The following is a 19172-nucleotide window of genomic DNA, read 5'->3' on the forward strand; positions in this document are numbered from 1 at the left end:
CGCCGGTCGCTCATCGCGTCGGGTGGGGATGTCGCCCCGCACGGCGTAGCGTGAGAAGTCGCCGACCTGGGACTGTCGGCCGCGTGCGCCGGTCGTTCCGCAGGCCCGGGGGAACCGTGGCAGGAGCGACGCGATGAGCAAACAGACGGTTGAAGAGTTGACGAGCCGGGTGCACGGTGCGGTGGTCACCGCCGGCGACGAGGGCTACGACGAGGCTCGCAGGGTCTACAACGCCATGGTCGACCGCAGGCCCGCCGTGGTCGTGCGGTGCGCCACCGCGGGCGATGCGATGGCCGCGGTGGACTTCGCCCGGGAGAACGCACTCGACCTGGCGGTTCGCGGCGGGTCGCACAGCGCCCCGGGGTACGGAACCTGCGACGACGGCATCGTGGCCGATCTCGGCGGGATGCGCGGCGTCCGGGTGGACCCGGAACGGCGGACGGCCCGGGTCGAGGGCGGGGCCACCCTGGCGGACCTCAACGCAGCGACCTACCCGTTCGGCCTGGCCGTCACCGGCGGCATCATCTCCACCACCGGGGTCGGTGGACTCACTCTCGGCGGCGGCTTCGGGTACCTGGCCCGCAGGATGGGCCTGACCTGCGACAACCTGATCTCCGCCGACGTGGTGACGGCGGACGGCCGGTTCCTGGTCGTCGACGAGCAGAGCCACCCCGACCTGTTCTGGGCGCTGCGCGGCGGGGGTGGCAACTTCGGTGTGGTGACTTCCTTCGAGTACCGCCTCTCCCCGGTCAAGGACGTCTACGCCGGGCCGATCCTCTACGAGCCGGAGCACACGGCCGAGATCATGCGGTTCTACCGCGACGCCATCGTCGACGCACCCGAGGAACTGAGCGTCTTCCCCGGCTTCCAGATCGCACCCCCACTGCCGTTCATCCCGGCGGACCGGCACGGCGACACCTTCGCGATCATGGTCGTCTGCTGGAGCGGCGCGATGGAGGAGGCCGAGCGGGCTGTGCGGCCGTACCGCGAGGTGGCGCCGGTGGTCGCCGAGATGGTCGGCCCGATGCCGTACCCGGCGCTGGTGGGCGCGTTCGACGCGCTGCTGCCGCCCGGCCTGCACCAGTACTGGAAGGGCGTCTTCGCCACCGAGCTCACCGACGAGGCGATCGCCGCGCACGTCGAGCACGGTCCACGGGTGCCGACGGTCAACTCGACCTGCCACGTCTACCCGCTCAACGGCGCCGTCCACCGGGTTGCCCCCGATGCCACGGCCTTCTCCTTCCGCGACGCCAACTTCGCCACCGTGATCGCCGGTGCCTGGCCCGACCCGGCCGATTCCGAGGCCAACACCGCATGGGTGCGCGACTACTACGCGGCCCTCGAACCGCACTCCGCTGAAGGCGGCTACGTCAACTTCATGAGTGCCGACGACCAGCACCGGGTGACCGCGAACTACCGTGACAACTACGCCCGCCTGGTCGCCGTCAAGCAGGCCTACGACCCCGGCAACCTCTTCCACGTGAACCACAACATCCGGCCTCGGCCGAGCTGAGGCCTGCGACGACGGCCGGCGACGACGGCCGCCGGGACGGATGAAACCGAACGGCTCGGGGATGTGGACGGCTTCCCCGAAGTCGGCATCTTCCCTCATCCGATAGCGACCGGCCTCGGGCTCACTGAAGAGCGCGACTGTCTTCCGCGCGGCGTCCACCGAGAGGTAGAGCGGGATCTGCATCAGCGGGTAGTCACGGAGCTTGCCGACCCGGTCGTTCTCCGGGTTCGAAGGTGAGACGATCTCAACGGCGATGACGGCCAGCTCGGCCGGAACCTTGTTCTCCGTACTCGTCATGGCGTCTTCGGGGAGATACGTGAGGTCCGGGTTCCGCAGCTTGGAGACCTGGGGCGAGGTCAGATCCATGTTCCCCGTGGACAGGTATCCCGCCGGGGCATGAGCCTCGAACCGTCGGCGAACGACGGAGAGGTTCCGCCCGTGGATGGCCGAGGGCGAGACCTGCATGATGACCATGTCACCAGAGAACTCGATCTTGAGGTTCGCCGGCGCAGACCTGCGTAACTCCTCGACCAAGGCGAGGTGCTCAGGGTTCGTCTGTCCTCCTGGAGTACGGCCCGGCACCACGCTGCCGGCAGACAAACGAGACGCTGCCCCATGACAGCCTCTTCGGCGTCGCGGGACAGCGTCTTCGACGGTCCTGTGTCAGTCCGCCATCGGCAGGTAGACCTTGCTTCCCTGGGCCTTGAACTCCTCGGACATCGCCTTCATGCCCTCGACGGCCGCCTCGTCGTACTCCGGCGAGGCCGCGCCGTTGCCGAACTGCTCGTTGATGCTCTTGCTGATCTTCATCGAGCAGAACTTCGGGCCGCACATCGAGCAGAAGTGGGCCGTCTTCGCCGGCTCGGCGGGCAGCGTCTCGTCGTGGAACTCGCGGGCCGTCTCCGGGTCGAGGGCCAGGTTGAACTGGTCCTCCCAGCGGAACTCGAAGCGGGCGTCGGAGAGCGCGTCGTCCCACTCCTGGGCCCCGGGGTGGCCCTTCGCCAGGTCGGCGGCGTGCGCGGCGATCTTGTAGGTGATGACGCCGGTCTTCACGTCGTCCCGGTTGGGCAGGCCCAGGTGCTCCTTGGGCGTGACGTAGCAGAGCATCGCGGTGCCCCACCAGGCGATCATCGCGGCGCCGATGCCCGAGGTGATGTGGTCGTAGCCGGGGGCGACGTCGGTGGTGAGCGGGCCGAGGGTGTAGAACGGCGCCTCGTCGCAGATCTCCTTCTGGAGATCCATGTTCTCCTTGATCTTGTGCATCGGGACGTGGCCCGGGCCCTCGATCATCACCTGGACGTCCTTGGCACGGGCGATCCGGCCCAGCTCTCCCAGCGTCTGCAGCTCGGCGAACTGCGCCTCGTCGTTGGCGTCGGCGATCGACCCCGGGCGCAGGCCGTCACCCAGCGAGAAGGTGACGTCGTAGCTCGCGAGGATGTCGCAGAGCTCCTCGAAGTTGGTGTAGAGGAAGTTCTCCCGGTGGTGCGCCAGGCACCAGGCGGCCATGATCGAGCCGCCGCGCGAGACGATGCCGGTCTTGCGGCGGGCGGTCAGCGGCACGTAGCGCAGCAGCACGCCGGCGTGCACGGTCATGTAGTCGACGCCCTGCTCGCACTGCTCGATGATCGTGTCGCGGTAGACGTCCCAGCTCAGCTCCTCGGCCCTGCCGTCGACCTTCTCCAGCGCCTGGTAGAGCGGCACGGTGCCGATCGGCACGGGTGAGTTGCGCAGGATCCACTCGCGGGTGGTGTGGATGTTGCGGCCGGTGGAGAGGTCCATGACGGTGTCGGCGCCCCAGCGGGTCGCCCAGGTCATCTTCTCCACCTCCTCCTCGATCGAGGAGGTGACGGCCGAGTTGCCGATGTTGGCGTTGATCTTCACCAGGAAGTTGGTGCCGATGACGGCCGGCTCCACCTCGGGGTGGTTCACGTTGACCGGGATGACGGCGCGGCCGCGGGCCACCTCGTCCCGCACGAACTCGGGTGCGAGCCCTTCGCGCAGGGCCACGAACTCCATCTCGGGGGTGACGATCCCCCGCTTCGCGTAGGCCAGCTGGGTGACGGGGGCACCGGCACGGCCCCGCAGCGGGCGGCGCGGGCGGCCGGGGAAGACCGCGTCGAGGTTGCGCAGGTTCCCGCCGCGCGGCGAGGTGTGCTTGATCCCGTCGTCCTCGGGGCGGGCCTCGCGGCCGTCGTACTCCTCGACGTCGCCACGCTGGCGGATCCAGGCGTCGCGCAGCGGCGGCAGGCCGCGCCGCACGTCGGGCTCGTACCCGGGGTCGGTGTACGGACCGGAGGTGTCGTACAGCGGCACGGTCCGGTCGTTGGTGAGCAGGACCTCGCGGTACGGGACGCGCAGGTCGGGGCGGGACCCCTCGCGGTAGGCCTTGCGCCAGGCCGGGGTCGGGTAGCCGGCGACCGCGGCGCCGCTCGTCCCGGTGCTGCGGGCAGAGTTCGGCTGTGCATCAAAGGTGGTCATCAGACCCTCTACTCCCTACGCCGGCATTACCCGGTCAGGTTCCTGCGGTCGACGCAGCGGTCGGCACGTCCGTCGACGTACCGGTCAGCGTCCTCTCAGCCCGGTGCTCCGAGCTCCCGTGTCCGCAGGCGGTGTTGCCTGCGCATGACGTCCAACACCGTAGCGAGCCGATCGCCGCTGGTCCAGAGGGGGGTCGAGGAGAGAGACGCCGGGGCCGGCCACCGGGCCCGACCGTCGGCGGGATTCCGCGGCAGGCCGTCTGCTTCCGGCGGGGGCGGGCAGACTGGCAGTCACAGGGCGGGGCGGTCGACGGCGGTCGGGCGCCCCGGGGTCGCGGGACGGGAGGGCCGAGTGGTCGGGAGCGCGGGTCGGGTCAGCGGAGCGGTGGGGGCGGGACTGGTCGGCGAGGTGATGGTGCACGTCCCGGAGCGCCAGGGGACGGAGGCCTTCCTCGCCTACCTCGCCGTGCCGGGCGAGCGGCTGCCGGTCGGGACACCGGTGGTGGTCGTCGAGTACCACCCGCCGCGGACCGTCTACGTGGCCCCGGTGCTGCCGTGACGGGACCGCCATGACAGAGCTGCGACGGCGCGGCAAGTCCGTGACGGTACGTCATGTCGGCTCCCTTCCGAAGCGGTTGCCCCGAGCGGAGAATCCCAATCGGCGCATCTGATGCGCCGGAAGGGGGATTTGAACCATGCTGTACGTCATCATCGGGGCGGCCGCCGCGGTGCTGCTCGTGGGGATCACGCTCTTCAAACTCATGTGGCGGGTGGCCGAGCCGAACGAGGCACTGATCATCTCCGGTTCCAAGCACCGGACCGAGGGAGTCGGCGACGGGCTCGGGTTCCGGATCGTCACCGGCCGCGGCACCTTCGTCACCCCGGGTCTGCAGGGCGTCCGACGGCTCTCGCTGGACCTCAACGAGGCCGAGCTGAACGTCGAGTGCGTCACCACCCAGGGCATCCCGGTCCGGGTCAAGGGCGTGGTGATCTTCAAGGTCGGCGACGACCACGTCTCGATCGCCAACGCCGCCCGGCGCTTCCTCGACCAGCAGAAGCTGATCAGCCAGCGGGTGCACAACGTCTTCGCCGGCCACCTGCGCTCGATCGTCGGCGGCCTCACCGTCGAGGACATGATCCGCGACCGCGAACGGCTGACCGGGGAGACCCGGGCCGCCTCCGGGCTGGAGATGGAGAAGCTCGGGCTGATCATCGACACCCTGCAGATCCAGGAGATCATCGACCCGACCGGCTACATCAAGAACCTCGCCATCCCGCACGCGGCCGCCGTCCAGCGGGACGCCCGGATCGCCCAGGCCGAGGCCGACCGGATGGCCACCGAGGCCGAGCAGGAGGCGGCCGCCCGCAAGGCCGAGGCGACCCGCAACAGCGAGATCCAGCAGGCCGCCTACCAGGCCGAACGGGACACCGCCAGCGCCCGCGCCCAGCAGGCCGGACCGCTCGCCGAGGCCGCCGCCCGGCAGGAGGTCGTGGTCCAGGAGACCAGGGTCGCCCAGTTGGAGGCCCAGCGGAAGGAACAGCAGCTGCAGATCGACGTCCGCAAGCCGGCCGACGCCAAGGCGTACGAGACCCGCACCCGGGCCGAGGCCGACCGCGACGCACGGATCTCCGCAGCACAGGCCCAGGCCCGGGAGACCGAGCTGAAGGCGGCCGCCGAGGCCAGCCAGGTCAAGATCGCGGCGGAGGCCGAGGCCGAGGCCACCAAGGTGCGCGGGCTGGCGGCCGCCGAGGCGACCAGGGCCACCGGGCAGGCGGAGGCGTCGGCCGCCGAGGCCCGAGGTCTGGCGGACGCGTCGGCGGCCCGGGCGATCGGGCTCGCCAAGGCGGAGGGGATCAAGGCCCGGGCGGCGGCCCTGACGGCCAACCCGGACGCCGTGGTGGCCCAGGAGCTGGCCGAGAAGTGGCCGGACGTCGTGCTGGCCGCATCGGAGTCCTTCGCCAACGTCGAGCACATGGTGTTGCTCAACGGCGCCGAGGGCGTCGGGGACCTCTTCGCCAAGGCACTCACCATGGGCGGGACGGGGCTCGGGCTCGCCCGGCAGCTGCTCAGCACGCTGCAGGGGCCGGCGCAGCCCGCCGAGGCCGCCCCGGCCGTGCCCGCGGCCGCCGCGCGGCCGGGCGGGCAGGTGCCGGTCCAGCAGGTGCCGATCGAGGAGTGACGGCGCCGGGGCCTGTGGCGTCCGGGAACGGCCGACGCCCGCACCCTCGGCGGGGTACGGGCGTCGGCCGACGGGCGCGGGGCGGTACCTAGCCCCTGGCGGCCTTCTTCACCAGGATCACCACGGCGGCGGCGATGCCGACCACGACCAGCAGCTTGAAGGCCAGGCTCAGCAGGGCGCCGACCACGCCGAACACGAAGCCGACGATGTTCCAGGCCAGGATCAGCACGATCACCGGGACAACGATGTTGCGCACCCAGGAGGGCAGCGACTTCCAGAACTCAGCCATGTCCGTTCCTTCTCTCCCCTCGGGCCGGCTGCCGTCCGGTGCCGCATCCCGTTTGCTTTCGGTACTTCGATCGTACGGTGGCGCACGGGGCGGAACGAGGGCCAACGGCCCGGAGAGAACCCGGAGATCACCCCTACCCCGGCACCGGGGAAACCCCTGGCCCGGAGGGGCGGGCGACGGCCCGGACAGCGGCCGGGCGGCTCGCCCCCGGCCACGGCCGGACGGCTCAGACCGGCCAGGCCTCCCCGCGCCAGGCGGCGTCCCAGAACATCCACTCGTACCGCGAGGTGGTGACGAAGTGCTCCACCACGCGGCGGCGTTCGGCCGGGGAGATCTCCTCCCCGATCCGGTCGGCGAGCGCCAGGACGCGGCGCACCACGGACTGGAAGGCCTCGTCGCCGTAGGTGGCGATCCACTTGGCGTACAGCGGGTCGGGGGAGCCCTTGGCGAGCAGCTCGTCCCCGACCCGCGCGTAGATCCAGTAGCAGGGCAGCACCGCGCCGACCGCCTCCGCGAAGGAGCCGCCGTAGACGGTGGCCAGCAGGTAGCTGGTGTACGCGCGGGTGGTGGGCAGCACCGCCTCGGCCGCGGCCTCCTCGGCGCTGCCGCCGAAGGCCGTCATGAACTCGGCGTGCATGCCCTGCTCGGCCGCCAGCGCGCCGACCGCGTCGTCGGCGAAGGCCCGCACGTCCTCCTCTCCGGGCGCCTTGGCGGCGCACACGGCGAGCGCGCGGGCGTAGTCGCGCAGGTAGTGCGAGTCCTGGACGACGAAGTGGCGGAAGGCCTCGCGCGGCAGGGTGCCGTCGGTGAGGCCGCCGATGAAGGGGTGGTCGAGGATCTCGGCGTAGACCGGCTCGATCGCCGCCCAGAGTTCTTCCGTCAGGCTCAGGCTCATACCCCGACCCTAGCCAACCGGGCCCCGCCCGCCACGGGCCGTCCACGGGCCGGGCCACCGCGGCGGCCACCGCGGCGGCCACCCCGCCCGGGCCGGTCAGTCCTCCGGCGGGGAGAACACCACCAGCACCCGCAGCTCCTCGGTGATGTGGTGGAAACGGTGGGGCACCCCGGCCGGGACGTAGACCACGGTGCCGCGGGCCACCGTCGTGCTCTCGTCGCCGACGGTCAGCTCGGCGCGGCCGCTGATCACCTGGTAGATCTCGTCCTGGGCGTGCGCGGTCTGCGGGTCGGTGTCGCCGGGGGAGAGCGCGTAGAGGCCGGCGGACATCCGGGGCTCGCGCAGGAAGCGCAGGTAGGCGCCGTCGTTGGCGGCGCGCTCGGCGTCGAGTTCGTCCAGCCGGAACAGCTTCATCGGGGGCCTCCTCCGCGTCCCGGGGCCCGTGTCCCCGGCCCCCGCTCCCGCGCATTCAACACCACCGTCCCCACCGACGGCCCCGCCTGCACCGCGGTCCCCGGCCCGTCCACCGGCACAACATGCGGAACAGGAGCTTCCCCGCCCCGGTCAACCCTGCCACGCTGGCCCCATGAAGGGTTTCGTCATCAAGACACTTATCAACGCGGCGGCCATCTGGGTGGCCGCCTGGATCGTCGCCGGCATCACGCTGACCGGCGACGACTGGCAGCACAAGAGCCTGACGGTGGTCGCCGTGGCGCTGGTGTTCGGGGTGGTGAACTGGCTGATCAAGCCGGTGGTGAAGCTGTTCTCGATCCCGCTGTTCATCCTCACCCTCGGCCTGATCACCTTCGTGATCAACGCCCTGATGCTCTGGCTGACCTCCTGGGCGTCGGAGAAGCTGAACCTGGACTTCCACGTCGAGGGCTTCTGGGCCGCGCTGTTCGGCGCCCTGATCATCAGCCTGGTGTCCTGGGGCCTCAACCTCGCCCTGGGCGACGAGGACTGAGCACCCGCCGCGGGGCGGCCACCGAGGGCATCGTGGGAAAGGGGCCCGCGCCCGGTCTCGTCACCGGGTGCGGGCCCCGCCGTCGGCCGACCGCCGACCGCCGACCGCCGACCGCCGGCCAAAGAGCGAATTCCCCCGAACCGCGCGTTTCGGGCGCGGCGGCCTGCGGGAGACTCCCGCACAACGCTCCAGCCCCGGAGGTGGCCATGCGCACCCCGCCCCGCCCCGTCGTCAAACGCACCGCGCGGGCGATCCTGCTGGAACTGGACCCGGAGGACCCTCAGGGCCCGGCCTCGATCGTGCTGATCAAGCGGACCCGGCCGGGCTCGCCGCACCCGTACTGGATCACGCCGGGCGGCGGGGTCGAGCGCGGTGACCGCACCGTGGTCGAGGCCCTGCACCGCGAGGTGGACGAGGAGCTCGGCGGCAAGGTGGTGGACGTCGTCCCCGCCTTCGTCGACACCGTCAGCCACACCCACCACCACGACGGCACCCTGCTCCACCCGCACGGGATCAAGGTGCAGCACTTCTTCGTCTGCCGGCTGACCTCGATGGACCTCGCCCGTCGGCACGGGCCCGAGGTGGAGGAGCCCAACGGCGAGTACGAGGTGGTCCGGCTGCCCTTCACCCGTGAGGGCGTCACCTCGGTCAACGTCGTCCCGCCCCGCCTGCGGGCCTACCTGGCGGCCAACATCGAGGGCGTCCGCGCCCTGCTCGCGCCCGACCTGGGCTGAACCGGCGCGCGACGGGCCGGCCCACACCGGGCGGCCCCGACCGGACCCCTGCCGGCCCGGCCCCGGGCCGGTGCGCTCACCCCGCCGCGAGGTCGCCCACCAGGTCGTGCCGGATCCGCTCCGGCACCACCCCGGCCCGCAGCAGCGCGCCGACCCCGCGCCGGACCATCGCGGGCGGCCCGCTGAGGTACGCGTCACGACCCGCCCACGGCCCGAACCGACCCACCACCTCGGGCAGTTCGCCTACGAGCGCACCGCTGCCGGAGGCGCCCGGGCCGGACAGCACCGGCCGGACGGTCAGCCAGCCGTGGCGCGCCGCGAGCGCCCCCAGCGCCTCCAGGTCGTACAGCTCGGCGGCCTGCCGGGCGCCGTAGAACACCTCCACCGAGCGGCCCCCGGCGCCGTGCTCGGCCACCTCCTCGACCAGCGCCCGAATCGGGGCGATGCCGGTGCCGCCGCCCAGGCAGAGCAGGTCGGCGCCGGAGGTGTGGTCGAGGGTCATCCCGCCGGTCGGCGGGCCCAGCCGCAGCACGTCGCCGGGTGCGGCCCGGTACACCAGGGCGTTGCTCACCCAGCCCGCGGGGACGGCCTTGACGTGGAAGGTCAGCAGACCGTCCGGCCGGGGTGCGGTGGCGAAGGAGAGGTGCCGCCAGACCCGCGGCCACCAGGGCGTCTCCAGGCTGGTGTACTGGCCCGCCCGGTACGGATACGCCTGGTCCGGGCGGACGGTGAGCACGGCGACGTCCGGGGTGCGGCGCTCGTGCGCGACCACCTCGCCCTGCCACCAGGGCGGCGAGGTGCGGGCGGCCTCCTCGGCCGCCTCGATCATGATCGAGGAGACCAGCCCGTACACCCGCCGCCAGGCCAGCTCGGTCTCGCCGTCCCAGCGGCTGCCCGAGTACCGGGCGAGGGCCGCCACCAGGCACTCCCCCACCGGACCGTAGTGGCCGGTCAGCGTGCCGTACCGGCGGTGGCCGCGGCCGAGCGCGCTCAGGTACGCGCGCAGGCCCTCCGGGTCGCCGGCACTGCGGGCGGCCATCAGCAGGGCGCGGAACAGCCGGTCGCGCTGGACGTCCATGGCCGCCGGGAAGAGCGCCCGGACCTCGGGGTGGTGCAGGAAGATCAGCGCGTAGAAGTGTGCGGTGGCCCGGTCGGCGACCGGCTCGACCACGGCCAGGCTGGCCCGGATCAGCTCGACGTCCCGCGCGGTCGGCGGCTGTTCGGCAGCGGTGCGCAGGTCGGCCGCGGGCGCGGCCGCGGCCGCGACGTCCGGGGCCGGGCGGGAGTCGCCGACCGTCTGCAGTGCCCAGGCACGGCTCCAGCTGTCCCCAGGGCCGGCCCAGTTCAGGCCGGGGGCATCGGGGAAGAGCGGTCCGGTCGCGGGGCCGGAGGTCGGCCGCGCGCCCTCCGGCCGACTCGGCGCCGGCGCGGCGGGCACCAGGGGCGCGGTCGGCGGAGCGGGCATCACCGCGGGGGCGGCCGGCGGAGCGGGGGGCGCCGGGGGCGTCGGAACGGCCGGGGGTTCGCTCGGCGGGGCCGGGACGGCCGGCCGCACCTGCGCCGCGGCGGCCAGGACGGCCAGGGTCGCCGGGACGGGCGGCTCGGGCGCGGACACCGGCGGAAGGTCCGGCGGGTCCAGCGGCATCGGCGGGAGGACCACCGTCGCGTCCGCGGCGCCGGCCGTCGGGGCGGCACCCCCGGCGTCGGGCGTGCGGTCCGGCATCCCCGGCACGGCCGCCACGCCAGCCGAACCGTGCCCCGTGCGGACCAGAACTGTTCTGCGGGACTTCACCGCAACGTTTCGAGTACCCAAGAGAATCGTTTCGCCTCCGGCCGGCCTGCGCCACCACCTGGCTTGTCCCTGTTGACGCCTAGGCAGCGTGGCACGCCCGTAGTGCTCATCCGACAAATCGCGCGAAGCCCGGACACCCGCCCCCGGGACGCGCTACTCTCACTCGATCCGCGGTCGCCTTGCGTGGTCGACCGACCACGCAAGGCGACCGTTCGCACGTCACAGCTGCCGCAGCAGCATCCCGGGCTGCTCGACGCAGTCGGCCACGAACCGCAGGAAGCCGCCCGCCGTGCCGCCGTCGCAGACCCGGTGGTCGAAGGTGAACGACAGCTGGGTCACCTCACGGACCGCCAACTCGCCCTGGTGCACCCAGGGCTTGGCGACGATCCGGCCGACGCCCAGCATCGCCGCCTCGGGGTGGTTGAGGATCGGGGTCGAGCCGTCCACGCCGAACACGCCGTAGTTGTTCAACGTGAACGTCCCGCCGGTGAGCTCGGCCGGAGTCAGCGCACCGGCCCGGGCGCCCTCGGTCAACCTGCAAAGCTCGGCGCCGAGTTGCTCGGTGGAGAGCGCCTGCGCGTCCCGGACCACCGGAACCACGAGACCGCGCTCACCCTGCGCGGCGAACCCGAGGTGCACCGCGCCGTGCCGCCGGATACCGGAACCGTCCTCCGTGACACTGGAGTTGAGCTCGGGGAAGCGCGCCAGTGCGACCGTGCAGATCCGCGCCAGCAGCGCCAGCACGCTCACCTTCGGCCCCGGGGTGACGTTCAACTGCCTCCGCAGAAGCATCAGTTCGGTAGCGTCTACATCCACCCAGCAGGTCGCCGCGGGGATCTCGTGGTGGCTCCGGGAGAGCTTCTCGGCCACCGCCCGGCGCAGCCCGCGCAGCGGCACGACCTCGCCGTCCGCGACGGCCGCCGCCGGTGCGGGCGGTGCCGTCCTCGCCGCGATCGCCCGTTCGACGTCCGACCGCATGATCAGACCGTCCGGGCCGCTCCCGGACAGCGCCGCCAGGTCGATCCCGTGCTCCCGGGCGGAACGGCGGACCAGCGGTGAGATCACCGGCACCACCACCGGCACCGACACCGCCGGCACCGACACCGCCGGCGCCGGGACCACTGCGGCGGACACGGCGGCCACGGGGACCGGCGCAGGAACCGGAGCCGGAGCAGCCGACCCGCCGACCCGCCGGCGGCGACCGCTACGGGACGGCTCGGCCACCCCGTAGCCCACCAGCGGCCGTTCGGCCTCGGCGACGACCGGGGGCTCGCCCTCACCGGGCGCCACCGCGACCGTCACCAGCGGAGCTCCGACCGCCACCTCCTCCCCCGGCTCGCCGAACAGCGCGGTGACCACCCCGCCGTACGGACAGGGCACCTCGACCACGGCCTTGGCGGTCTCCACCTCGACCACCGGCTGGTCGACCGTGATCACCTCGCCGACCTCGACCATCCAGCGCACCACCTCCGCCCCGGTGAGACCCTCACCGAGGTCGGGCAGGGTGAACTCGCGCACGACGGGCATCATTCTCAGTCCTCCCACTGCAGCCGGGCGACCGCGTCCAGGATCCGGTCCACCCCGGGCAGGTGGTGGTGCTCCAGCATCGGCGGCGGGTACGGGATGTCGAAGCCGGTGACCCGCAGCACCGGGGCGGCCAGGTGGTGGAAGCAGCGCTCGGTGACCCGGGCCGCGATCTCCGCGCCGGTGCCCCCGAAGCCGCTCGCCTCGTGCACCACCACGGCCCGGCCGACCGAGCGCACCACCCGGGCGACCGTCTCGTCGTCGAACGGCACCAGGGTGCGCAGGTCCAGCACCGCGAGGTCCCAGCCCTCGGCCTTCGCCGCCTCGGCCGCCTCCAGGCAGACCGGCAGCGAGGGCCCGTAGGTGATCAGGACCGCCGACGTGCCGGTGCGGCGCAGCACCGCCCGCCCGATCGGCTCGACCGGCGCGGCCGGGTCGAACTCCGACTTGCCCCAGTAGAGCCGCTTCGGCTCCAGGAAGACCACCGGGTCGTCCGAGGCGATCGAGGCGCGCAGCAGCCCGTAGGCGTCGGCCACCGTGGCCGGGGTGACCACGTGCAGGCCGGGGGTCGAGGCGTAGTACGCCTCGGAGGCGTCGCTGTGGTGCTCGACGCCTCCGATGCCGCCGCCGTAGGGGATCCGGACGGTGATCGGCAGCGGGAGCCGGCCGGCGGTCCGGTTGCGCATCTTGGCGACGTGCGAGAAGAGCTGCTCCAGCGCCGGGTAGGCGAAGGCGTCGAACTGCATCTCCACGACCGGGCGCAGCCCGTACATCGCCATGCCGATCGCGGTGCCGAGGATGCCCGCCTCGGCCAGCGGGGTGTCCAGGCAGCGGTCCGCACCGAACTCGGCGGTCAGCCCGTCGGTGATCCGGAAGACGCCGCCGAGCGCGCCGACGTCCTCGCCGAGCACGTGCACGGCCGGGTCCTCGCGCATGGCGTCCCGCAGGGCGGAGTTGAGCGCCTGGGCCATGGTGGCGGTGCGCGCGGGGGCGGCGGAGACAGCGGTGTTGCTCATCGGTCCTGCACCTCGGCCTCGGCGGCCAGCTCGGCGGACAACTGGGCGGCCTGCTCGCGCAGTTGGGGGGTGGGTTCGGCGTAGACGTGGGCGAAGAGCGCCATCGGGTCCAGTTCGGCGTCGGCGTGGAACTCGGCCCGCATCCGGGCCGCCAGTGCCTCGGCCTCGTCGGCCGCCTCCTGCACCAGGGTGTCGTCCAGCACGCCGAGTTCGCGCAGGTGGCGCTCCATCAGCAGGATCGGGTCGTGCTCCCGCCAGGCGGCCACCTCGGCCTCGTCCCGGTAGCGGGTGGCGTCGTCGGCGTTGGTGTGCGCCTCGATCCGGTAGGTGAGGGCCTCGACCAGGGTCGGGCCGCCGCCGGTGCGGGCCCGCTCGACCGCCTCGGCCAGCACGCTGTGCACGGCGGGCGCGTCGTTGCCGTCCACCAGCCGGCCCTGGATGCCGTAGCCCACGGCCTTGTGCGCCAGGCTGGGCGCGGCCGACTGCGCGGTGAGCGGGACGGAGATCGCGTACCCGTTGTTCTGGACCAGGAAGACCACCGGGGCGTTGAGCACCGCGGCGAAGTTCAGCGCCTCGTGGAAGTCGCCCTCGCTGGTGCCGCCGTCCCCGAGCAGCGCCAGCGCGACCACCGGCTCGCCGCTGAGCCGCGCGGCGTGCGCCAGCCCGACGGCGTGCGGGGCCTGGGTGGCCAGCGGGGTGCAGAGCGGGGCGGTGCGGGTGGCACGCGGGTCGTAGCCGGTGTGGGCGTTGCCGCGCAGCAGGGTCAGCGCCTCCAGCGGGTCGACCCCGCGGGAGACCACCGCGAGGGTGTCGCGGTAGCTGGGGAACAGCCAGTCGCGCTCGCCGATCGCCAGCGCGGCGGCGACCTGGCAGGCCTCCTGGCCGGTGGAGGCCGGGTAGACGGCGAGGCGGCCCTGCTTGGTGAGGGTGGTGGCCTGCTGGTTGTAGCGGCGGCCGACCACCAGGCGGCGGTACAGCTCGCGCAGCAGCACGGGGTCGCACTTCTCCAGTGCGGGGGTGCCGAGCAGTCGGACCGGCGAGGCGTCCGGGAGCAGCGGCGCCGGGTCGGTGCGCGGGGCGGTGGCCCCGGGCAGCCATCCGGGCACCGCGGTGTGGTGTCTGTGGTCGAGAACGGTCATCTCGGGGCACCTCCAGGGGTGGCGGGGGCTCCCTACCGATTGTTCGGTCGTCTGTTCATCTTGACCAGAAGCGTGACAAGGTGGTGGACAATCGGCCTGTTTGGCGGTCGACTGGTGTCAGTGCGTCCAATCAGTGAGGGTGGGGGGTCATGTCGGCTGAACAGACGTCCAGACTCGACCGGGTCGACCGGGCGATCCTGCGGCTGCTGCAGCAGGACGGTCGCGCCTCGATCCGCTCGGTGGCCGAGCGGGTGCACGTGTCCCGGGCGAACGCGTACGCCCGGATCTCCAGGATGGTCGAGGACGGCGTCATTCGCGGCTTCACAGCCCGCGTCGACCACGAAAAGGCAGGTCAGGGCGCATCCGCATACGTCACCCTGAAGATCGTGCAGAACTCCTGGCGCTCGGTGCGCGAGCAGCTCCTGGAGCTCCCCGGGGTCGCGCACATCGCCCTGGTCGGCGGCGACTTCGACGTCCTGCTGCTGGTGCACACCGCCGACAACCACGCCCTGCGGGAGCTGGTGCTCAACCGCATCCAGTCCATCCCGCAGGTCCTCGGCACCCGGACCATGCTGGTCTTCGAGGAAACCGACCAGGTACCCCCGGACACCTTCTGAAGGCGGGCTGCGGGGGCTACGCCCCTACCGCGCCCGGAGGCCGTCGAAGGCCAGGTGGACGACCGCGTCCGCGACGCCGTCCGCGGCCTTGAGGCCCGGCCGGTACCACTCCACGATCGAGTTGATCATGCCGAAGAGCAGCCGGGTGGCCAGCCTCGGCTCGACGTCCGCCCGCAGCGCACCGTCCGCGACGGCCGCCCGCAGCAGCTCGGCGACCTGGTGGTCGAAGTCCCGCCGCCGCTCCAGCGCCCACAGCTCGGCGGCCGTGTTCCCGCGCACCCGCAGCAGCAGCGTGACGTACGGCAGCTCCGCCAGCAGCACCTCGGCGGTCCGCCGGACGACGTGCTCCAGCCGGTCCACCGCCGCGCCCTCGACCGCGCCCGGCTCGGCGAGGATCGCGAAGAGCCCGTCCAGCGCCCGACCCACGGCCAGCCGGAGCAGTTCCTCCTTGCCGCGCACGTGGTGGTAGATCGACGACTTCGAGATGCCGGCGGCCCGGGACAGGTCCTCCATCGAGGTGCCGTCGTAGCCGCGCTCGTTGAAGACGTCGACGGTCACCGCGAGCAGCGACTCCACGGTGTAGGCGGTGCGCGTGGTGTGATCGGCCATCCTCCGAGTATCCCCGGCGCCGCTCGACGCGATGCGGTCGGGTCCATTGGTCCGCACCAGCACCACGACCGAGCGCCTAGACTCGCCGGACGATCGTCCACGGCCAGCAGGGTGGGGTCCAGAGCATGAACGCAATACCGGCAGTCGCCTCCGACGCACCCGAGCGGCGCAGCGAGGAGCCGGGCACCGCACCGGGGGCCGGCTGGCGCGGTCGCGCCGGCGCGCTGGTGCTGCGGTTCGGGCCGGCCGTCTGGTGCTACGCCGTGCTCAAGCTGATCGGCTTCACCGTCTTCATGAAGCTGCTCTCGTTCTCCGGCGACTACCTGAAGAAGCACCCCCGGTTCGGGGGCGGCGCCAACCCCTGGGACGTGCTCGCCAGCTGGGACGGCTGGTGGTACCGGCAGGTCGCCGAGTTCGGCTACCACCCGGCGCTGGTGCCCGTCGCCAACGGCGTGCCCGGCTTCACCGTCGAGCAGAACTCGGCCGCGTTCTTCCCGCTCTACCCGGGCCTGATGCGGCTGGTCTCGGACACCACCGGACTCGGCCTGTACGGGGCCGGGATGCTGGTCTCGGTGGCGGCCTCGCTGTTCGCCGCCGCCGGGATCTACGCCGTGGTGGACCGGCTGGCCGGCCCCCGGGCGGGCGTGGTCGCGGCCGGTCTCTGGGCCATCGCCCCGGGCTCCGGCGCCGAGTGGGCGCTCTACTCGGACTCGCTGTTCGTCGCGCTGGCCTCCTGGGCCTGCTACTGCGTGATGACCAGGCAGTGGGTCGCCGCCGGCGTGATCACCCTGGTCGCCGGGCTCAACCGGCCCACCTCGGCGGCGCTGATCGGCGCGGTCGGCCTGGCCGCGCTGGTGGAGCTGTACCGGCGAGAGAGCGGCGTCGTCCGCCCGCTGACCGCGATGCTGCTGGCCCCGCTCGGCCTGCTCGGCTACGTCGGCTGGGTCGGCTGGCGGGCCGGCGAGTGGGGCGCCTACTTCACCCTGCAGCGCGACGCCTGGCTGCACTACTTCGACTACGGCCAGGGCACCTTCTACGCCGTCCGCGGCGTGCTGCTCGGCCGCTCCGACTACCCCTTCGCCTTTCCGGTCGCGGACCTGCTGGCCACCCTGATCGTCTTCTCGCTGCCGGCGCTGATCGTGCTGCTGGTCCGGCTGCGCCCGCCGCTGGTGCTGACCGCCTACACGCTGGCCACCATCGTGTCGGTGCTCGGCAGCCTGGGCATCTTCGGCAACACCTCGCGCTACCTGCTCCCGGCGTTCCCGCTGCTGATCGCGCTCGCGGTGGCCATGCGCAAGCTCAGCTGGCCGGTGCTGGCCGCGGTGCTCGGCACCGGCGCGATCGCCTCCGGCTGGTACGGCGGGTACGTGATCTTCGAGCTCGGCATCCCGTAGGCGGCCCGGCCCTCCCGCGGGCAGCCGGCGACAGGCCGGGCCCGGCGCCCCAGGGGGCGCGTCCACCACGGACGCGCCCCCTGGCGCCTTTCCGGCCGCTCCCCGACACCGCTTCCGCACACCCTCTTGAGCCGACCGATCGTTCGGTTACTCTGTGACGTGTCCCGTCCTCCCCTCTGAGGAGCGCACGCTATGTCCGCAGCGGTCACCCACCCCCTCGTCACCGAGCTGGTCGAACGCCACCAGGCCACCCTGGACGCCGCGCTCGCCGCCGCCTCCTCGCGCGACTACTGGTCGCCGTACCCCGAGTTCCCGAAGGCCTACGGCGAGACCGGCGCCGCGGACGGCAAGGCCGCCTTCGACGCCCTGCTGAACAACCCCTTCGCCCTCGACGGCCACCCCGCCGACGGCGACCTGGTCGGCGGCGAGGCCTCGCCGTACGGCGTCGAGCTCGGCATCGGCTACCCGCACGCCGGCCCGGACGCCCTGATCGCCGCCCTGCGCGCCGCCCAGCCCGGCTGGGCCGCGGCCACCCCGCTCGACCGCGCCGCGGTCTGCCTGGAGATCCTGGCCCGGATCAACGCCCGCTCGCACGAGTTCGCGCACGCGGTGATGCACACCACCGGCCAGGCCTACGGCATGGCCTTCCAGGCCGGCGGCCCGCACGCCCAGGACCGCGGCCTGGAGGCCGTCGCCTACGCGTACGCCGAGCAGATCCGGCTGCCCCGGCAGGCCGGCTGGACCAAGCCCCAGGGCAAGCGCGACCCGCTGGTGATGACCAAGGAGTTCACCGTCGTCCCGCGCGGCCTCGCACTGCTGGTCGGCTGCAACACCTTCCCGACCTGGAACGGCTACCCCGGCCTGTTCGCCTCGCTGGCCACCGGCAACCCGGTGCTGGTCAAGCCGCACCCGCGGGCCGTGCTGCCGCTCGCGCTCACCGTCCGGGTCGCCCGCGAGGTGCTCGCCGAGGCCGGCTTCGACCCCAACCTGGTCTGCCTGGCCGCCGAGCACGAGGGCGGCACCGCCGCCAAGACGCTGGCCGTCCGCCCCGAGATCAAGCTGATCGACTACACCGGCTCGACCGCCTTCGGCGACTGGCTGGAGGAGAACGCCCGGCAGGCCGAGGTCTACACCGAGAAGGCCGGCGTCAACACCGTGGTCGTCGACTCCACCGACGACTACCGGGGCATGCTGAACAACCTGGCCTTCTCGGTGTCGCTCTACAGCGGCCAGATGTGCACCACCCCGCAGAACCTGCTGATCCCGCGCACCGGCATCACCACCGACCAGGGCGACAAGTCCTACGACGAGGTGGTCACCGACCTCGCCGCCGCCGTCGAGGGCCTGCTCTCCGACGACGCCCGCGCCGCCGCCATCCTGGGCGCCGTGGTCAACCCCGGCGTGCTGCAGCGCTCGGTCGCCGCGGCCGACGGCGAGTACGGCGAGCTCGCGCTCGCGCCGCGGGTGGTGCGGTCGCCGGAGTTCCCGGCCGCGACCGTCCGCACCCCCGCTCTGGTCAAGCTGGACGCCGACAAGCCGGACGACCGGGCGGTGTTCCGCAGCGAGTGCTTCGGCCCGGTCTCCTTCGCCGTCGCGGTCGAGTCCACCGCCGCCGCCGTCGAGTTGATGCGCGACACGGTCCGCACCCAGGGCGCGATGACCGCCTCCGGCTACACCACCTCGCCCGAGGTCGAGGCCGACCTGGTCGGGGCCGCGCTGGACGCCGGCGTCTCGCTGTCGCTCAACCTCACCGGCGGGGTCTACGCCAACCAGACCGCGGCCTTCTCCGACCTGCACGGCACCGGCGCCAACCCGGCCGCCAACTCCGCCTACTGCGACGGCGCGTTCGTCGCCAACCGGTTCCGCACGGTGGAGATCCGCCGCCACAGCTGAGCCGCCGCACCCGGGCCCCGGCGCACCGGCGCCGGGGCCCGGTGCACGCCGCGGGGGAGCCGGAGCACGCCGCGGGGGCCCGGAGATTCACAGCCCCGCCCGGGGCAGCGATGATGGAGAGCGGGAGGGCGCCCAG

General features: G+C 72.9%; 17 protein-coding genes and 1 pseudogene. 8 read left to right on the top strand and 10 right to left on the bottom strand.

Annotated features, from left to right (window positions below; genetic code table 11):
• The first annotated feature begins 133 nt into the window (after positions 1 to 133).
• On the top strand, positions 134 to 1513 hold the full coding sequence (locus tag ACF9IK_RS17340; protein ID WP_395295105.1) for an FAD-binding oxidoreductase: 1380 nt from the start codon (positions 134 to 136) through the stop codon (positions 1511 to 1513).
• A gap of 57 nt (positions 1514 to 1570) precedes the next feature.
• Here the strand turns inward: ACF9IK_RS17340 and ACF9IK_RS17345 are convergent.
• Positions 1571 to 2098: pseudogene (locus tag ACF9IK_RS17345) on the bottom strand (Uma2 family endonuclease); the annotation flags it as partial.
• Between the two features lie 78 nt (positions 2099 to 2176).
• Positions 2177 to 3991 (bottom strand): phosphomethylpyrimidine synthase ThiC, encoded by a 1815-nt coding sequence (gene thiC / locus ACF9IK_RS17350; protein WP_395295106.1) that lies wholly within the window; start codon positions 3989 to 3991, stop codon positions 2177 to 2179.
• Between the two features lie 351 nt (positions 3992 to 4342).
• Here thiC and ACF9IK_RS17355 point away from each other — a divergent pair, with 351 nt between their 5' ends.
• Both ACF9IK_RS17355 and ACF9IK_RS17360 read left to right on the top strand, forming a co-directional pair.
• The gene (locus tag ACF9IK_RS17355) at positions 4343 to 4549 is read left to right on the top strand and encodes a hypothetical protein (RefSeq protein ID WP_238860567.1); all 207 of its coding nucleotides are present in this window, start codon (positions 4343 to 4345) and stop codon (positions 4547 to 4549) included.
• A 136-nt stretch (positions 4550 to 4685) separates the two neighbouring features.
• The gene (locus tag ACF9IK_RS17360) at positions 4686 to 6170 is read left to right on the top strand and encodes a flotillin family protein (RefSeq protein ID WP_395295107.1); all 1485 of its coding nucleotides are present in this window, start codon (positions 4686 to 4688) and stop codon (positions 6168 to 6170) included.
• 88 nt (positions 6171 to 6258) lie between these two features.
• On the opposite strand, the gene ACF9IK_RS17365 is transcribed toward ACF9IK_RS17360, so the two are convergent.
• From ACF9IK_RS17365 to ACF9IK_RS17375, 3 genes are all read right to left on the bottom strand, one after another.
• On the bottom strand, positions 6259 to 6459 hold the full coding sequence (locus ACF9IK_RS17365; RefSeq protein WP_395295108.1) for a DUF5326 family protein: 201 nt from the start codon (positions 6457 to 6459) through the stop codon (positions 6259 to 6261).
• Positions 6460 to 6685: 226 nt separating this feature from the next.
• The gene (tenA, locus tag ACF9IK_RS17370) at positions 6686 to 7354 is read right to left on the bottom strand and encodes a thiaminase II (RefSeq protein WP_395295109.1); all 669 of its coding nucleotides are present in this window, start codon (positions 7352 to 7354) and stop codon (positions 6686 to 6688) included.
• A 96-nt stretch (positions 7355 to 7450) separates the two neighbouring features.
• The gene (locus ACF9IK_RS17375) at positions 7451 to 7768 is read right to left on the bottom strand and encodes a cupin domain-containing protein (protein WP_395295110.1); all 318 of its coding nucleotides are present in this window, start codon (positions 7766 to 7768) and stop codon (positions 7451 to 7453) included.
• A gap of 172 nt (positions 7769 to 7940) precedes the next feature.
• Between ACF9IK_RS17375 and ACF9IK_RS17380 the strand changes: the two genes are divergently transcribed.
• Complete coding sequence (locus ACF9IK_RS17380; RefSeq protein ID WP_395295111.1) at positions 7941 to 8318, top strand: phage holin family protein; 378 nt, start codon at positions 7941 to 7943, stop codon at positions 8316 to 8318.
• A gap of 206 nt (positions 8319 to 8524) precedes the next feature.
• Positions 8525 to 9052, top strand: coding sequence for an NUDIX domain-containing protein (locus tag ACF9IK_RS17385; protein ID WP_395295112.1), 528 nt, complete (start codon positions 8525 to 8527; stop codon positions 9050 to 9052).
• A 76-nt stretch (positions 9053 to 9128) separates the two neighbouring features.
• Here ACF9IK_RS17385 and ACF9IK_RS17390 read toward each other — a convergent pair whose 3' ends face one another.
• The 4 genes from ACF9IK_RS17390 to pdhA form a co-directional block, all read right to left on the bottom strand.
• Complete coding sequence (locus ACF9IK_RS17390; protein ID WP_395295113.1) at positions 9129 to 10775, bottom strand: globin domain-containing protein; 1647 nt, start codon at positions 10773 to 10775, stop codon at positions 9129 to 9131.
• 288 nt (positions 10776 to 11063) lie between these two features.
• A complete protein-coding gene (locus tag ACF9IK_RS17395) occupies positions 11064 to 12371 on the bottom strand; it encodes a dihydrolipoamide acetyltransferase family protein (protein ID WP_395298602.1) in 1308 nt (435 codons plus the stop codon).
• 5 nt (positions 12372 to 12376) lie between these two features.
• On the bottom strand, positions 12377 to 13384 hold the full coding sequence (locus ACF9IK_RS17400) for an alpha-ketoacid dehydrogenase subunit beta (RefSeq protein WP_395295114.1): 1008 nt from the start codon (positions 13382 to 13384) through the stop codon (positions 12377 to 12379).
• Entirely contained in the window at positions 13381 to 14523 is a 1143-nt protein-coding gene (gene pdhA / locus ACF9IK_RS17405) for a pyruvate dehydrogenase (acetyl-transferring) E1 component subunit alpha (protein ID WP_395295115.1), read from the bottom strand. Before pdhA ends, ACF9IK_RS17400 begins: the two co-directional genes overlap by 4 nt.
• 149 nt (positions 14524 to 14672) lie before the next feature.
• Between pdhA and ACF9IK_RS17410 the strand changes: the two genes are divergently transcribed.
• Positions 14673 to 15140, top strand: a complete 468-nt coding sequence (locus tag ACF9IK_RS17410) for an Lrp/AsnC family transcriptional regulator (protein ID WP_238860550.1) — start codon at positions 14673 to 14675, stop codon at positions 15138 to 15140.
• Positions 15141 to 15164: 24 nt separating this feature from the next.
• Here ACF9IK_RS17410 and ACF9IK_RS17415 read toward each other — a convergent pair whose 3' ends face one another.
• A complete protein-coding gene (locus ACF9IK_RS17415; RefSeq protein ID WP_395295116.1) occupies positions 15165 to 15749 on the bottom strand; it encodes a TetR/AcrR family transcriptional regulator in 585 nt (194 codons plus the stop codon).
• Between the two features lie 125 nt (positions 15750 to 15874).
• Here ACF9IK_RS17415 and ACF9IK_RS17420 point away from each other — a divergent pair, with 125 nt between their 5' ends.
• Both ACF9IK_RS17420 and paaN read left to right on the top strand, forming a co-directional pair.
• Complete coding sequence (locus ACF9IK_RS17420; RefSeq protein WP_395295117.1) at positions 15875 to 17143, top strand: hypothetical protein; 1269 nt, start codon at positions 15875 to 15877, stop codon at positions 17141 to 17143.
• Positions 17144 to 17335: 192 nt separating this feature from the next.
• Positions 17336 to 19036: a phenylacetic acid degradation protein PaaN gene (gene paaN, locus ACF9IK_RS17425; RefSeq protein ID WP_395295118.1), complete on the top strand. Its 1701-nt coding sequence runs from the start codon at positions 17336 to 17338 to the stop codon at positions 19034 to 19036.
• The last annotated feature ends 136 nt before the right edge of the window (positions 19037 to 19172 follow it).

This window comes from Kitasatospora hibisci (genome assembly GCF_043950205.1).
Taxonomy (GTDB): domain Bacteria; phylum Actinomycetota; class Actinomycetes; order Streptomycetales; family Streptomycetaceae; genus Kitasatospora; species Kitasatospora hibisci.

Bases quoted from the DNA above. Each gene is read 5' to 3' on its own strand.
- tenA (WP_395295109.1), bottom strand. From the start codon at position 7,354: ATGAGCCTGAGCCTGACGGAAGAACTCTGGGCGGCGATCGAGCCGGTC.
- ACF9IK_RS17390 (WP_395295113.1), bottom strand. From the start codon at position 10,775: ATGCCGGACCGCACGCCCGACGCCGGGGGTGCCGCCCCGACGGCCGGC.
- ACF9IK_RS17375 (WP_395295110.1), bottom strand. From the start codon at position 7,768: ATGAAGCTGTTCCGGCTGGACGAACTCGACGCCGAGCGCGCCGCCAAC.
- thiC (WP_395295106.1), bottom strand. From the start codon at position 3,991: ATGACCACCTTTGATGCACAGCCGAACTCTGCCCGCAGCACCGGGACG.
- ACF9IK_RS17380 (WP_395295111.1), top strand. From the start codon at position 7,941: ATGAAGGGTTTCGTCATCAAGACACTTATCAACGCGGCGGCCATCTGG.
- ACF9IK_RS17410 (WP_238860550.1), top strand. From the start codon at position 14,673: ATGTCGGCTGAACAGACGTCCAGACTCGACCGGGTCGACCGGGCGATC.
- ACF9IK_RS17385 (WP_395295112.1), top strand. From the start codon at position 8,525: ATGCGCACCCCGCCCCGCCCCGTCGTCAAACGCACCGCGCGGGCGATC.
- ACF9IK_RS17415 (WP_395295116.1), bottom strand. From the start codon at position 15,749: ATGGCCGATCACACCACGCGCACCGCCTACACCGTGGAGTCGCTGCTC.
- ACF9IK_RS17400 (WP_395295114.1), bottom strand. From the start codon at position 13,384: ATGAGCAACACCGCTGTCTCCGCCGCCCCCGCGCGCACCGCCACCATG.
- paaN (WP_395295118.1), top strand. From the start codon at position 17,336: ATGTCCGCAGCGGTCACCCACCCCCTCGTCACCGAGCTGGTCGAACGC.
- ACF9IK_RS17395 (WP_395298602.1), bottom strand. From the start codon at position 12,371: ATGCCCGTCGTGCGCGAGTTCACCCTGCCCGACCTCGGTGAGGGTCTC.
- pdhA (WP_395295115.1), bottom strand. From the start codon at position 14,523: ATGACCGTTCTCGACCACAGACACCACACCGCGGTGCCCGGATGGCTG.
- ACF9IK_RS17360 (WP_395295107.1), top strand. From the start codon at position 4,686: ATGCTGTACGTCATCATCGGGGCGGCCGCCGCGGTGCTGCTCGTGGGG.
- ACF9IK_RS17420 (WP_395295117.1), top strand. From the start codon at position 15,875: ATGAACGCAATACCGGCAGTCGCCTCCGACGCACCCGAGCGGCGCAGC.
- ACF9IK_RS17340 (WP_395295105.1), top strand. From the start codon at position 134: ATGAGCAAACAGACGGTTGAAGAGTTGACGAGCCGGGTGCACGGTGCG.
- ACF9IK_RS17365 (WP_395295108.1), bottom strand. From the start codon at position 6,459: ATGGCTGAGTTCTGGAAGTCGCTGCCCTCCTGGGTGCGCAACATCGTT.